The 15,323-nt window shown below is 45.7% G+C and carries 10 protein-coding genes and 1 riboswitch; of the genes, 2 read left to right on the top strand and 8 right to left on the bottom strand.

The genetic code is table 11. From position 1 onward, the window contains the following. The first annotated feature begins 25 nt into the window (after positions 1–25). A complete protein-coding gene (locus PUW25_RS09100) occupies positions 26–943 on the top strand; it encodes a helix-turn-helix transcriptional regulator (protein WP_205053390.1) in 918 nt (305 codons plus the stop codon). 65 nt (positions 944–1,008) lie between these two features. Here the strand turns inward: PUW25_RS09100 and PUW25_RS09095 are convergent, their stop codons facing one another. The 6 genes from PUW25_RS09095 to PUW25_RS09070 form a co-directional block, all read right to left on the bottom strand. Continuing rightward, a complete protein-coding gene (locus PUW25_RS09095) occupies positions 1,009–1,902 on the bottom strand; it encodes a hypothetical protein (protein WP_047909800.1) in 894 nt (297 codons plus the stop codon). Between the two features lie 65 nt (positions 1,903–1,967). Next, positions 1,968–2,059, bottom strand: a riboswitch (cyclic di-GMP riboswitch). A gap of 238 nt (positions 2,060–2,297) precedes the next feature. Then, on the bottom strand, positions 2,298–4,118 hold the full coding sequence (ade, locus tag PUW25_RS09090) for an adenine deaminase (RefSeq protein ID WP_047909801.1): 1,821 nt from the start codon (positions 4,116–4,118) through the stop codon (positions 2,298–2,300). 279 nt (positions 4,119–4,397) lie between these two features. After that, positions 4,398–6,761, bottom strand: a complete 2,364-nt coding sequence (gene helD, locus PUW25_RS09085; RefSeq protein ID WP_047909802.1) for an RNA polymerase recycling motor HelD — start codon at positions 6,759–6,761, stop codon at positions 4,398–4,400. A 47-nt stretch (positions 6,762–6,808) separates the two neighbouring features. Beyond that, positions 6,809–7,276: a hypothetical protein gene (locus tag PUW25_RS09080; RefSeq protein WP_047909803.1), complete on the bottom strand. Its 468-nt coding sequence runs from the start codon at positions 7,274–7,276 to the stop codon at positions 6,809–6,811. 201 nt (positions 7,277–7,477) lie between these two features. Continuing rightward, positions 7,478–8,602 (bottom strand): N-methyl-L-tryptophan oxidase, encoded by a 1,125-nt coding sequence (gene solA / locus PUW25_RS09075; RefSeq protein WP_081872146.1) that lies wholly within the window; start codon positions 8,600–8,602, stop codon positions 7,478–7,480. A gap of 134 nt (positions 8,603–8,736) precedes the next feature. After that, on the bottom strand, positions 8,737–9,801 hold the full coding sequence (locus PUW25_RS09070) for an FUSC family protein (RefSeq protein ID WP_047909804.1): 1,065 nt from the start codon (positions 9,799–9,801) through the stop codon (positions 8,737–8,739). Between the two features lie 348 nt (positions 9,802–10,149). Between PUW25_RS09070 and PUW25_RS09065 the strand changes: the two genes are divergently transcribed. Next, positions 10,150–11,382 (top strand): copper amine oxidase N-terminal domain-containing protein, encoded by a 1,233-nt coding sequence (locus PUW25_RS09065; protein WP_047909805.1) that lies wholly within the window; start codon positions 10,150–10,152, stop codon positions 11,380–11,382. 143 nt (positions 11,383–11,525) lie between these two features. Here PUW25_RS09065 and PUW25_RS09060 read toward each other — a convergent pair whose 3' ends face one another. Then, the gene (locus PUW25_RS09060) at positions 11,526–12,959 is read right to left on the bottom strand and encodes an NAD-dependent malic enzyme (RefSeq protein WP_047909806.1); all 1,434 of its coding nucleotides are present in this window, start codon (positions 12,957–12,959) and stop codon (positions 11,526–11,528) included. A 185-nt stretch (positions 12,960–13,144) separates the two neighbouring features. Further along, entirely contained in the window at positions 13,145–15,232 is a 2,088-nt protein-coding gene (locus tag PUW25_RS09055) for a beta-galactosidase (protein ID WP_047909807.1), read from the bottom strand. Positions 15,233–15,323 lie beyond the last annotated feature (91 nt).

Here is a 15,323-nt window from a genome sequence, read left to right as displayed (position 1 = left end):
AAGAATGCACAAGGAGCTTGGTGAAATGAATAAAGAATTATTGAGAGAGAATCGCGTACATGGCAACCCTATGTTCCCTGTTAGTGTCTATCCGTCAGTAGACCAGCTCAATGGAGACAGCATTCTTGATTGTCATTGGCATGATGAAATGGAGCTGATTCTTATTGAAAGCGGTTCTGCTGTCTTCCATATTGATATGAATATTTACGAAGCACAAGCAGGAGATGCGATCTTCGTAGGCAGCGGCGAAATTCATGCGGGATATTTGCAGGGGGAGGAGCGCTGTGTCTTCTCAGCCATCGTATTTGACCCAGCCTGGCTGTCGAGCGCCTCGTTTGATTCCCTGCAGGAGAAAATGATGGACCCTATATTGAAGCGGAAATTGCTCCCTCCCCGCCATATTTCACGTCATACGGATTGGGGCAAATCGGTCCTTACACATATCGATCTGATTCTGCAAGAGCATGAGCAAATGAAGCCGACGATGGAAATATCGACCAAGGCACATCTGTATCTGATTCTTGCAGAAATGTTCGCTTATATGCAGCAGGCAGCAGATTTAGGGAATAACATTGCCGCCGGCAGTCCAGATAAGATCGAACGTCTGAAGACAGCTCTCGGCTATATCCATGATCACTATAGTGAGCCCATTAAGCTGAAGGACTTGTCCGAACACATTAATATGAGCGAGGGACATTTCTGCCGCTTCTTTAAACAAATGGTCCAGAAGAGCCCAATCGATTATATTAATCATTACCGCATCCAAAGAGCATGCAAGCTGCTGGAAAATACAAATTATAAAGTTGTTGATATTGCGATGGAAGTTGGTTATGACAATCTAAGCTACTTTATTACCCTGTTCAAAAAACAAAAAAAGATGACGCCTTCCCAATACCGCAAGCAATTTTTTGAACAAATTTCACTGGAGCCGGTTTCTGTATAATTGCAGCAAAAAAAGGGTGACTTGGTGAGAACTCTTAGCTCTTACCAGATCACCCTTGTTTACAATTAACGACTCGCTAGTTTAGACCAGTTTCCATAATCGTGAACCGAAATCCCGATATAAGAATCATGCTCATTTGCCATCTGCTCAAGCTCTTGCAGTTCTGCTCGCATGTATTCACAGCCTTCTTCGTAGAAGGTAATAAAATTCCCCTCGCTGCTTCGATTCGTCTCAACGGCGATGGATACTTTCTTACCCAGCTCAGACGCTTCCTTCAGTTCACTGGCTGCGGCATTGTATATAGCACTTGCTGTATCCCGATATGCCATAACAGCGACAGCATCGAACTGGCGAATCATCCAGCTGCTAATCTTCATGTCCCCGCCAGGCACGGTATAGTTATCAAGCCAAAAAGGGATATCTGCTGTGATCTTCATCTCCATACGTTTTGCTTCATTCGTTAGATACGTTACATTAGACTGCCACTGAGTAACAACGCTGTCACGATCTGACTTCCATTCTGCAAGCACATGGGGCTCAATATCCACATGTATTCCCGAGAACCGCTCATTCTCTTCGGCTCCATTCTGATAGGCTTCGATCCACTCCACGAAGCTCATTAATCCTTCACGACCTGATAATAGCCCCCAGGCAGGTCTGCCGTCCAAGATTTGGACCTCAATTCCTTCCGCGTAAGCCTTGCTGATAAAATCTTTATAATACGGTACAGCCACATCTCTGTTTATTTGCAAATAGATGGCATTGATCCCCTGCGCTTCTGCAAAATCCAGTATCTTGTCGGGCTCACTTTTGATTTGAGTTGTATCCCATAGCCATGTTCCTGTTTGTTTACTTGAGTAGGCTGTAGCTTCTACATCCACTGCTCCCCCTGTAATTGATCCCGCCATAATTGCTGCAGCCAGCAGTACCGCCGCTGCTCTCCCTGTTTTCTTCCACATCTCTTATGTACACTCCTTCGATTTTAGGAACGGTGCCTTATATCCTGCCCGTTCTCCATTAATAAATCGGCAACCGGCTGTCATCATAAGTCATTAGACTTACCTTAGACCCATGGCTTTGCGTCTTTGCTTTTCAACAAATTTGCCTCCAATTCGTATACAACCCCGTCCATTTGTCTCATTGTTCGATTACCTTAGTCTTACTTTTCGACAATTTTTGAAGGACGAAAGTATTACTTTATTATTTTCGGAGAAATATGAAAGGAATTTATAGGACTTTATGCTCATTTAATGATTTTGGACCATTTTTGTTTCACTCAAACGAAAAAATAGGCAAGTAGACAGATGTCCACTTACCTATTTCAGATATTCTCAATGTAGTTAGGGTATATCCATTATTGTTCGAACAATGGAACGAGCTCAATTCCGTTTGCAGAGATACGAACAAGTCCCTTGTCGGACAGCCGAAGCTCAGGTATAACGACCAGTGCCAATAATGACAAAGTCATGAACGCATTGTTCAAGCAGCACCCAGCGGCCTTTAGTGCCTGGCTGATGGATTCAGACTGCGAGGCTACGATCTCAAAAGGCTCCGGAGACATTAGACCTGCAATCGGCAGCGGAAATTCTGTCGTTCCCTCATGTGTTACCACCGCGACCCCGCCTTGCATATTCACGACTCGGTTAGCCGCATCAGCCATTAGATGATCATCTGTTCCGATCACCATCAGATTATGGCTGTCATGTGCGACCGTCATGGCAATCGCAGCAGGCCGGTTAAAGCCTACTCCACTAACAAGCGCTACTGCCTTGTTGCCTGTTCTATGATGCCTTTCAATCACAGCGATTTTGCATACATCCTGATCCTGACTTAATATCACTTGGCCTGATTCTGCTTGGACGGTCTTGAACACTTCCTTCGTCTCTACATGATTTTCTGTCACTTGTATAATGCGAGCTTTAAGCTCACCCTCATTAACAGGTGTATTAATTACAAAATGATCTGCCTGAATATCAGCCTCTAAATGAACGGTCCCCAGTGCATCTTGAGGATACTGATACTTATCCCAGGCAGCCGCCATTTTCCCTTCCCTCGCAACGACTTGACCTGCCGCAATGGTTGTATGCACATTCACATCAGCGAGTCTTCCATCCAATAGAATGATATCTGCGATCGAGCCCGGTGTGATTGAACCCACATCTCTCTGGACGCCGAACCGCTCTGCCGTATTAATCGTCGCCATTTGAAAAGCCGTCACCGGCTTGACGCCCTGGGAAATAGCAAGACGCACAACGTAATTCATATGCCCTTCATTCAGCAGGGATTCTGAGCTCCGATCATCCGTCACGAGCATCATCCGTCTTGTATCAAGCCCGAGCTCGGTTGAGGCCTTAATCGTTTCTGCTACATCATGCCAGGCTGAGCCTTGCCGCATTTTGGCGTACATGCCCAGGCGGATTCTTTCCTGTACATCCTCTTTGGTTACACATTCATGATCTCCGGTTACACCTGCCGCAGCATATACAGGCAGTCTCCAATCATCCGCTGCCCAGGTAAAATGACCGTCCACCGCTTTACCCGCGCGCAGTGTAGCTTCTATTTCTCCAAGCATCTTTTCCTCGCCGTATACGACACCCGGAAAATTCATTACTTCCCCTAAGCCAATCATGTCATTGCCCCAGCTTAACGCTTCTGCCACCTCGTCAGGTCCGATATAGGCTCCCGTCGTTTCGAGTTCAGGGCTCGTGGATGGCACACAGGAGGGTGCCTGCATATAAGCAGCGAGCGGAGTCGTTCTCGCCTCTTCGAGCATATATTTAAGACCGTTCAGGCCAAGCACATTGGATATTTCATGCGCATCAAAGAATCCACCCGTCGTTCCTAATGGAAGGACGGCTCTAGCAAATTCTGCCACAGTTAATTGCGTACTCTCAATATGGCAATGACCATCAAGCAGTCCTGGTGCAATATACTGCCCGCTGGCGTCAATAACTTCTGTGTCCGGTCCAATGGTATGGGAAGCATCCTTGCCTACGTATGCAATGCGAGAGCCCTGTACAGCAACAGACATGCCCTGCAATATTTCGCCTGAAACAACGTTGACCAAAGACCCGTTTTGAATCACAAGAGAAGCCTTTAGATCCCCTCGAGCTGTCTCCACCAGTTCTTTCACGCAATCAGCCAATGCTGGTCTTGCAAATTGTTTTATTATCATTCGAACTTCCCCCATTCACCGTAAAAAAAGTAGATTGTTTATGATTATAGTAGCCTGAACGTCACATGTAAACATAATTGACTTAAGAGTTCAAGATTCAACAGGAAATGATCTGGAAAACCACCGTTTCCTTACATCGCCCTCCCTATAATCTTTCATTATATGTAATCCTATTCAATTTGATCCTTGTTCTAAAAAAAACAACAGCACCTCTCACTTATGAGAATGTGCTGCCGGATTAGTACATTGACCATGCTAATTTGATATCTTATTAAAAGGTTACTTTGAATACTCCAATTCATGCTGATACAGCTGAGAATCTACCTTTGATACAAACGGACTGACTGCACCTTTGGAGTAAATGTACAGTAAGTGCATCGCACGCGTGCACGCTGTATAGAATAGCTTTCGTTCACTTTCTCTTGAATAAGCTTTGGCCGAACCGTCATAAATGATGACTGCATCAAATTCAACGCCCTTTGCCAGGTATGCCGGAATGACCTGTACTCCTTTTTCGAAACCAAGCGTCGTTTTCTTAATCAGTTTTGGCACTGTGCTGAGCTTGCCGTGAAGACGTTCATATACCTTAAGGCTTTGACCTGCAGACTTACAAATAACGGCGATGGACTCGTATCCTTGCGACTGAAGCTCCTCAAGCTTCAATACCATGGCTTCCTCCATCTCATCTCGCTTTCCGAATTCATATACGTAAGGCTTCTCTCCCTCACGATTGAATGGAACGATGGCCTCTCCGTCAGGAAGCAATGACTTTGTAAATTCTACGATTTCCTTCGTTGAACGATAGCTGCGCGTGAGCCTTATCACTTCCGCCTTGTCCGTGCTATAGATATCTCTCAGCTCACTTGTCCCACTAAGTACGGATGAATGAGCATAGATCGCCTGATTAAAATCTCCTAGCGCGGTCATCTTCGCACGTGGGAACATTTGTTTGAAGAAGGCAAGCTGGAATGGGGAATAATCCTGAGCTTCATCCACAATGACATGGCGTATATTCGTAAACACACGAAATCCTAATAATGAATCTTTTAGATATAAGAACGGAGTCGTATCCTCATATGCAAGCTCCTGGGCGTTTATTTTATCAATCGTAAATTTGCAAATATCATCCCATGCGGCCGGAAGACGTGAACGGTCAACTCCACAAGACACCCCTGCTTCCTTAAATATGGCTTGGTACAGTCCCTTCATATCAACAAACCGCGTTGCTTTGACCCATTTGCGAAGGGGCTTAAGACGATCGGAGACCACCATTTTGGCCAATATATCTCTTTCCACGTCAAAATCATTAAATGTATCCTGCTTGCCTCGCTGCTTCCGCCGTAATCTTTGATAGGCCCGGTGATAGTCCTCTGTGCCAAGCAGCTGAATCTGTTCGTCTACCCACGCCGCGGTAAGTTCGCCTTTACCAAAGGCAGCAAGCTCCTTCAGCATCCATTCTTTGAGAAGCTCTAGCCGGCTCGCAATTCGAATCCCCTTGTCAAATTCATAAAATTTCTGCGTGATCTGCTGTGTCGAAATGACCTCTTTCCCAAGAAAACGAAGGGGCTTGAACATCATTCCTGTCTGTGCCAGCCGATTCTTATAGCTTAGAATCAAATCGAGAAACTCAGGTGAGGACTTGAACTGAATGCCTTGAATTCGAGCTTCATAACCAGGATCGTCAGGTTGGGATAAGACATACTCCAGCTGCACAAAGGGATCCTCAAGCTGGTATTCTTTGCCGATTCTTCGTTCCAAATACTCCTGAAATGTCGTCTGCAGCATATTCTCTTCGCCAAGCTCAGGCAATACGGTGGATACATAGCTGTTAAACATCGGATTCGGAGAGAACAGAATCATTTGATCCGCCTTCAGAAATTCCCGATCTTTATAGAGCAGATAGGCGACACGCTGCAGCGCTGCCGATGTTTTTCCGCTGCCCGCTGCACCTTGAACGATTAACAAACGGCTTGTATCATTTCGAATAATCTGGTTCTGCTCTCTCTGAATGGTGGCCACAATACTTTTCATCGAAGCATCAGAGCTTTGACTGAGTACAGCCTGCAATAACTCATCGCCTATGGTAACCCCAGTATCAAACATGAACTTGATATCTCCATCACGAATGGTAAACTGCCGTTTTAACGTGATCTCTCCTTCGATAACCCCCGATGGTGTTCGATAGGAAGATGGCCCCGGTGCCCCGTCGTAATACAGATTCGATATCGAAGCACGCCAGTCATAGACAAGAAATTCATTCTCCTGCTCTGATAAAAAGGATGCAATTCCTAAATATATAGGCTCTGCTGTATCCGTTCCCTTCTCCACAAAATCAATACGACCGAAATAGGGATTCCCTTCCAGCTTATTGAGCTTTTTCAGTGCATTAAATGCATTTTTGTGGCTCCGTTCCCGCTCTGACAGCACCTCGGATTGCTGTCTTAAGTTCGTAGAAGTCTCACCGACATCATCTGCTTCACTAAAGTTAATGGTGACTTCATCCCAAAATTCTTTTCGCATCTCAACCACTTCTCCGCGAACAGAACCTACTTCACCCTCAAGCTTGTTAATTGATTGTCGAATTTGTTCTGTAACTTCGTCCACTCTAGCCTGTTCGAGTTGCCATTCCTTGTCCGTACTCAAGTGATCCGCTCCTTCTTCATATTATTGAATTCATTTTAACCAATATATTAGTCCATCCTCAGCTCTTCCACCGTTTCCATCCATCGTGTAACTACGGAATCTGGGTCTATCAGCTGAACCCGAATACCTGCTTCAATATGAGCATATTTGGCTTGATCTATCTTTAACGCATGAATATGCGCAGTGAACCTGTCTCTTTCATGTTTGGCAGATCTTAATGGAGCAAGCGGCTTAACGGCCATTTTGAGATAATAGACTCGTTCTGCATACACAATAACGAGTTCGGCTTTGCCGCTGCGAAGCATATTGTGAGAAGTCGTCGTACCACACCATAATGCCAGCCTTAGTGTATAGGCATCTATTGCTACAATCTCACCGACACTGATCATTGCTGTATGCGGCCAGCCATCCTCCGTTACCGTCTGCAGCATGAATGCTTCATTCTGTTTAGACGAAAGGTGTTCTCCATCCAGCAGCTTCAGTAAGGGTGCAGGAATTGTTATATATTTATTCATATTTTTCCCCCATATTGCATTCTCAATCTTCCGGTGTTAAGCAAAGTATCACATACTCTTTATCAGAAAAACCAAACAACAAGAACAAACCCGGGCAACTTTCTTAGTAGCCCGGGCTGTTCTATTATTGTAGCCAATCAATGGATATCATGCAAATGAACATGTATAAGTTCAGGCTCTTGCTTCAGAATCTTGCAAGGATTAGAAACGGTCTAATCGAAAAGCGGACAAATTATAACGAATGGAATCGCCGTTCACAAGATGGGAAATGAGCTCCCCTACAGCACTGGCAAACTTAAATCCATGTCCAGAGAAACCACAGGCCAGCACCACTCCCTTATGCTCAGGGTGATAATCGATAATAAAATCCTCATCTGGTGTATTCTCATATTTGCATGCTGCTCCTCGAAGGAGTCTACCGCTCGCTTCCGGAATATATTTCTGAAGCGCCTGTCGAAGAATTTCCTCATCTTCTCCGCCTGCCTGAAACGGAAGCAGAGGAGCATTCGGATCTACAGCCGTTCCCCAATCATGGCGGCCGATCTTTAATCCAGAGCCATCCTTGCTGGGGAACCCATAATATAGTCCGTTCTCTGTATCGAGCGTAAATCCAGGGAAGTGCGATACATCGAACAGCTTAGGAGCCTCAAACCATCCGATGACCTGTCTGACCGCTGCAACAGGCGGCTGAATCGATCCTCCCGTTTCAGAAGCCCAGGCGCCTGTCGTAATTACAAGCTGTTCTGCTTCGTACTTCTCTGTCGCCGTATGTACGATAAATCCTGAGCCTGAGGGTTCCCAGTGCCGGACCTTGGCACCTGTAACAAGTCTTGCACCATGCTGACCGGCTAATCCCTTATAAGCCTGAAGTACAGGCTCCGTCAACAGATAGCCTGCCCTGCGTTCGAGAATTCCAGAATATCCTTTTGGCAAATGAAAGCCCGGCCATCTGTGCTTAATTTCCATCGTGCTGAGTCGTTCTACCGAAAGATTAAAGGCAAGTGCATTATTCCACTTCTCTTCGGCTAACGGGTCATGATCAGGAGATATATTTAGCACACCTGAAGGAATTAACAAGGTACTGCTGCTTTCTCGTTCCAGCTGATTCCACAGTTCGTGGGCTCTTACTGCCATTGCATTGTATACGAGATCTCCAGTGTATGCATAGCGGAACAATCGTGTATCCCCATGATGGCTACCTTGCGTATGCGGCGGTTCATAAGCATCGAGCATCAATACGGATTTGCCTGACTTCGCAAGATAGTAGCCGCTGCTAAGACCCATGGTTCCTGCACCAATAATAATGACATCCACCTTTTTCTCCACGGAACACACCTTCTTTATAAGTATTCAGGATGATGATCCAGCACAAAGTCTACTAAATTACCCCGAATTAGATTTTGTAAAGATCATAAACGAATTTACTTCGTCCGTGCAAGTGTACATTTTACAAAACATCTTTATTTTTTCAGCCACGCTGACAGCCCCTCCGAGCTATCCTTCGTTTCTTCGGAGTCTAGAATATGGTCAGCCAAGCGATTTAAACGTTCAAGCTGATAACCATAATCGTACATTGCTGCTGCAACGATCGACAGCCGGAGCATTCCCTCCCGCTCAAAATCAATGCCTTCGATCGCAGATTCCATGAACTCCACATTGGTGCGCACCAGCTCTTCGCCTTCCCGTTCATTGGGCTTAAGCTTATCTTCAAATTTGAGCAGGACATGCTCATGGAATTTAATCAATTTCTCCAGATGCTCATCGAAATACTGATCCGTTCGGTCTGATCGTTCCGCCTGAAAATAGTGTCGATCCACCGCATCCAGCACTGCAAAGCCTTTTTGAAGACTAGATAACATCAGCTTATAGACGACCATCTGCCTCGTTGAGCTGAACTTCGCCCGTCTCAGCTTCTGCTGTTCTTCTTCAAACAGATGATATTTGTCAACAAGGGATTTGATTTGACCTTCAAGATCATTCTTCTCATCACGAAACACCGATTCTTTAATCTCATCCGATATAGAGGTTCTGAGCAGCAAGGACATGCGGTCAAACACACTTCTGATCTGCATCACAAATTGCAGCTTCGGCTTCGGCGGAGAGACAGTGACGTTGATTACCGATGCAGACACGATACCGATCAGCGTCAGAATGAATCTGTCCACTGCATAATGCCAGTCCCCAGAGGCCTCCATAATAGAAACAACCGTGACGAGCGTAAGACCGATCGTGTCGCCCATTTTTAACTTAAGACAGATACTGATGACCAGTATACAAGCCAATCCGACAGCAATGGGTTCATTGGAGAACACCATCCCTCCGATCAGCGCAACGATGGCGCCAAGCGTCGTTGACTGCACTTGATCAAGAAAGTATCGCCAGGATCGGTATATAGAGGGCTGCATTGCAAAAATGGCCGCAATTGCCGCACCCACAGGTGACTGGGAAATGTTCAGCAGCATGCTTATATATAAAGCTAGAGTTACTGCAATCCCGGTCTTTAACACCCGAGCGCCGAAAGACATCCCTATAAGCCCTCCTTCTAGGAATCATGATTAGATATTTTTGTATTATTACCCCAAAACCACAAATTACGTAAACCTGCTTTCTCAAATGAACGATTTATTGTACCATGACTTTCCTGAACTTTCGAGCACATTTGTAACAAATCATTGACAGCCGCGTTCACTTCGCTTAATAGAGCTATTCGACTATTGTATATAATTACCTTGGTAAATCTCTTCCACCTGTATTGCTTAACTTTTCCAAGCCGAGTAATATGGTTTCGCATGGGAACATTTCCAATATTTTTTGGGGCAGGAAGTCTGCTGTTCCTATAGCAAAATAATGTACAACTTAGAGGGGTTGACAACATGTTCAAAAAGAAGCTAGGCCTGCTAACACTCGCTTTCCTAATGGTATTCTCCATGATGGGTGGAGTCGTATCCGCAGCCGCAACAACACCAAAAATCAAGGTATACCTGGACGATGAATTAATGACGTTCCCTGTGACACCTGCCATCAAGAAAGGGGTAACGTTTGTTCCCTTCCGAGCACTATTCGAGGCGTTTGATTACTCGGTGAAATGGAACAATGCAGAGAAACGCATCAACGCAGACAACGGCGAAGTGAAGCTTCAGCTCTACGCCGGTAAGACTACGGCCCACATTGATGGTCAAAGAACCAGCCTTCCTGCCGCACCTTACATAGAGAAAGGCACCACGCTGATTCCACTCCGTTTCGTTGCTGAAGCTACAGGCTACAATGTGTCCTGGGATCAAAACAGCAAAACAATTCATATTTCTACCTCAGCTGGAGAAGAAGAGACCCAGCAAAAGGTAGATGCCTTCCTTACGGATTTCGGCAACGCGGAAAACGAACGTAACCTGAATAAGATTAAATCTATGCTCGATTCTGAATCATACAGCTATGATTACTTCGTGGAATATTATACGGAGTTATTCAAGTCACAAGGAACGACGACTTATTCCAATCTCGAGATTGTTGGTGCAGAGGATGGCGAAATTATTGCCTCAGTCACCCGTACCGAAATTTGGACCGGAGGTCCATTCTTCTTCGACCTCACTCAAGATGAATTGTGGCTGTTCCTGACCGAATCATCAGATGGAAGCTTGAAGCTGAATGATGAAATTCCAGGTTACAATTATTATCATGCACTGGACCTGATCGGTCAGACACCGGCCGTTCCTGCAGAGGATCAAACAAGTATCGAAGAAACACTGCAAGCTCAGTATGATGGATACAATAACAAGGATGCAGACCTCGTATTGTCAACACATGATCAGTCCACATGGATTTATCGCAGTCTTCAACAATTGTTTGATACCGGCTATCTGAACGAGGTAGACTATGATCTCTCCGCTTCTTCTATTAATGTCGTTCAGTATGATGGGAATACCGCTATTGTTCATGCCGAAGAGTCAGATATTGAAGGCGATCTGACAGGGATGTACTATATGGTCAAATCAGAGGATGGAAGCTGGCTCATCGCCGATGCATTCTCCCTTTACCCAGAAGAAGATTACAGTGTAATGTCTCTGATGGACAGCCCGCAGGCTCATAAATCAGATAAAAATCACCGTTAATTAATAGCCTGCCAGACGGTGCGGCTGACCTAAGAATACAAAAAGAGCCCTGATTCCTCTGCAAGCACTTGCAGGTTAACCAGGGCTCTTCTTATATATTTAGCATATTCCTAACGCTAAGCATTTTCGAAGAAAATGCACGATTAACCAGAAATATCACTGCTCTTCCTTGGCACTCTTCTCGCTACTCCCGTCTGAAGAGCCGCCTCAATGACCCGCTCACGAATGGATTTGACAACTCGATCATTAAAAACACTAGGAATAATATAATACTTCGTCCGTTCCTCATCCGATATAGAGGAAGCAATGGCCGTTGCAGCTGCCAGCTTCATCGCTTCATTAATTTCGCTCGCTCTGCAGTCCAGTGCGGCACGGAACATTCCAGGGAAGCATAGCACATTATTAATCTGGTTCGGATAATCGGATCTCCCTGTGGCCATAACCGCTACGATATCCTCTACTTCATTCGGCATAATTTCGGGTACCGGATTGGCCATCGCAAATACAATCGGGTCCTCCGCCATCGTCATGATGTGCTCTCTTGTAAGCAAATTCCCTCTAGAGAGACCAATGAAGATATCCGCATCCTTAATAACCTCATGAAGTGAGCCGGTCTGAAGATTAGGGTTTGTCCGCTTGGCATAATCCTGCCAGATCGGATTATCATAGGCTTCTGTTCTTACAAGAGCTCCCTCGCGGTCAACCCCAATCAAATTTTTGGCTCCGGCAGATAACAAGATGTTACTGCAGGCTACTCCAGCTGCTCCAATACCGCATACGACAATCTTCGTATTCTCGATGGATTTGCCGACCAGCTTCAGTGCATTAATCAGTCCTGCATATAATACGACCGCTGTACCGTGCTGATCATCGTGAAAGACAGGAATATCCAGCTCCTCATTAAGTCTCCGTTCAATCTCAAAGCAGCGAGGAGAAGAAATATCTTCGAGATTAATACCGCCAAAAGCCGGTGATATCGCTTTGATCGTCCGAATAATCTCTTCTGTATCCTGCGTTTCCAGGCAGATCGGAAAAGCATCTACTCCCGCAAGCTGCTTGAACAGCATCGCTTTACCTTCCATTACGGGCATTGCAGCTCTTGGACCAATATTACCAAGACCGAGTACTGCACTTCCATCGGATACAACAGCTACCGTATTTCTTTTGATCGTTAAAGAATATGCCTTCTGCGGCTCCTCCGCAATTGCATTACATACTCTGGCCACGTCCGGCGTATATACTCTCGACAAATCCTCTCGGTTGTTAATTGGTGATTTGGGAGCGATTTCAATTTTGCCGCCCAAATGCAGCAGAAAGGTACGGTCGGATACGTTGATAATAGAGACTCCATTAAGATTTCGGACTGTCTCTACAATCTTTTTGTTATCATCTGCATGAGAAACCGCAACAGTCAAATCTCGAACGGTAATATCCTGGTTAGTGGAAATTACGTCAATGGCAACGATATCTCCTCCGGCCTGCGAGATTGCAGATGCCACTTCACCAAAATTAATGGTCTTGGTCTTCATTTCGAGCCGAATAATAATGCTGTTTCCGTCAAGATTGCGCTGTATCATGTAGGTCCCTCCCGTGAGATGTAGTCAAAGCATTCATGAACTGTGATTTCGAGATACAACCCTCATATTCCTTCTAAACCTTACATAAAAAAGCTCTCCTCGACAGCAGTTTACGGGATAAAGTAAATGCCAATCGTTAGAGAGCTGTATTTCCTATTTTCTAATAAAAAATCAATTTAATCCATTTACCTAGAAGGACGTTTCAAAATGCGAATTCCGTAAGGGGCTATTTTTACCCTCTCTGCAAATGTGTCCTCCCCATCTGCTCCGGTCAATGAAGTACCGATCTCCGTATAGGACCGCTCATCCAAAGGCATAAATTGGATCTCATCTGTGTAGTTCTGCAGGAAGACATAGTCCGTCTGACCATCTGTTCGCACATGGGCTGTTACACCTTGAGGGTATTCCCCGCTAATCGCCTGGGTGATGCTAAGCTCTGTAATTACTAGATTATAAAAGTCTTGATGGAATGGAGCTGTATTGCGTGAAGCAATGTAATACGCCTTGCCAGATCCCAGTGCATTGACAGTAAGTGCCGGACGGCCTTGATAGAAGTCACTGTCATATGCCGCGATTGCCGTCGCTGTCTCCAGATGTATGAGATCACACAGCTCTATCGCCTCATAAGCTCCAGTGAGTCCAAGAACATTGTCTTCTAGAGCTATGACCTTATTAACCTGTCCATCATGCAGTCCGTCAATTTCCTCAGACCAGATGCCGAGTGTCTTGCGCAGCGGTCCGGGGAAGCCGCCAAGGAAACAGAGATCATTCTCGTTTACGATACCTGACCAGTAGGTAGCGACGAAGGTGCCGCCATTCTGAACAAACGCCTCAATGCGTTCACCAACACCAGGTCTTACCATATAGAGCATAGGCGCAATGAGCAGCTTGTATTGGGTAAAGTCGGCATCCATGTTAATTATATCTACCGAAATTCCTTTTTCCCAAAATGTTTTATAGTGGGATTGTATCGTCTCATCGTATTTGATCCCTACATTACGAGGTCCTTGTGAATCTTGGATCGCCCATCGATTCTCCCAGTCGAAGATGATTGCCACTTCCGCAGGTACACTCGTACCTGTAACCTCTTCAAGACCGGATAATACTTCCCCGACCTCAGTTACTTCCTTGAATACACGGGTGTGTTCATTGCCTATATGATCGACGACAGCTCCATGCAGCTTCTCACTGGAGCCCCGGCTCTTACGCCACTGAAAATATTGAACCGTATCTGAACCGTGCGCCACAGCCTGAAGAGAAGACAACAGATGCATCCCCGGCTTCTTCAGCTTGCTGACCTCCTGCCAGTTCGTCATACTCGGCGTGCTCTCCATCAGCATAAATGGTTTGCCGCCTTTAATGGAGCGAACGATATCATGCATGAGTGCAACAGTCATTGCCTGATGGCTGTCATCCTGAGCATCATGCCACGTCGGATAACTGTCCCATGACAATACATCCAGCACATCTGCAAATTGCCAGTAGTCAAGACCATCAAAGTAGCTCATGAAATTGGTTGTTGCCGGCAGCTCGGGATTCGCTTCTTTGAGCGGTGCCAGCTCGTGCTGCAGGAAATCAAGGGTCCGATCGGTAACATACCGCTTCCAATCGAGATTCATCGCATGGACCTGAGTCTCTCCATGAGGAGCAGGGGACTCAATCTGATCCCAGCTCGTATACGTATGGCTCCAGAAGGTTGTCCACCAGGCATGGTTCAGCTCCTCTAGAGTTCCATACTTCTCCTTCACCCATTCCCGGAACCCTGTCTGACAATATTCACAATGGCAGTCTCCGCCAAGCTCGTTGGAAATATGCCAGCCAATGACTGCAGGATGATGAGCATATCGCTCAGCAAGCCTGCTGTTCATCGTGTGTACCTTCTCTCTATATACTGGAGAGGAGTAGCAGTGATTATGACGGAAGCCATGGAGATTACGCACTCGATTCCTGCCAACTCTCAGCACTTCCGGATATTGCTGAGACATCCAGGCAGGTCTTGCACCACTTGGTGTAGCCAGCAGAGCATATATACCGTTCTCGGCAAAGGTGTCCAATATCTGGTCAAGCCACTCAAAGGTAAATACGCCTTCTTCGGGCTCCAGGGATACCCAGGAGAAGATACCGACAGACATCACATTACAATTAGCAAGCTTCATTAGCCGGATATCCTCTTGCAATACTTCTGGATACCGAAGCCACTGCTCCGGGTTGTAGTCTGCCCCATGCAGCATTACAGGCGCTTTCGCAAATAACGGTGAATATTTCTTATTCATATAAGCCCACTCCTTTACGATCGTATCGATTGTCCTATCCATTGGAAACGATTACATTCCTGTTCTATATCTTACACTTTGATGCATATCC

The organism is Paenibacillus urinalis (assembly GCF_028747985.1).
GTDB lineage: Bacteria > Bacillota > Bacilli > Paenibacillales > Paenibacillaceae > Paenibacillus > Paenibacillus urinalis.
The sequence above is the reverse complement of the archived record's forward strand: the minus strand, read 5'-3'. Positions and strand labels throughout refer to the sequence as shown.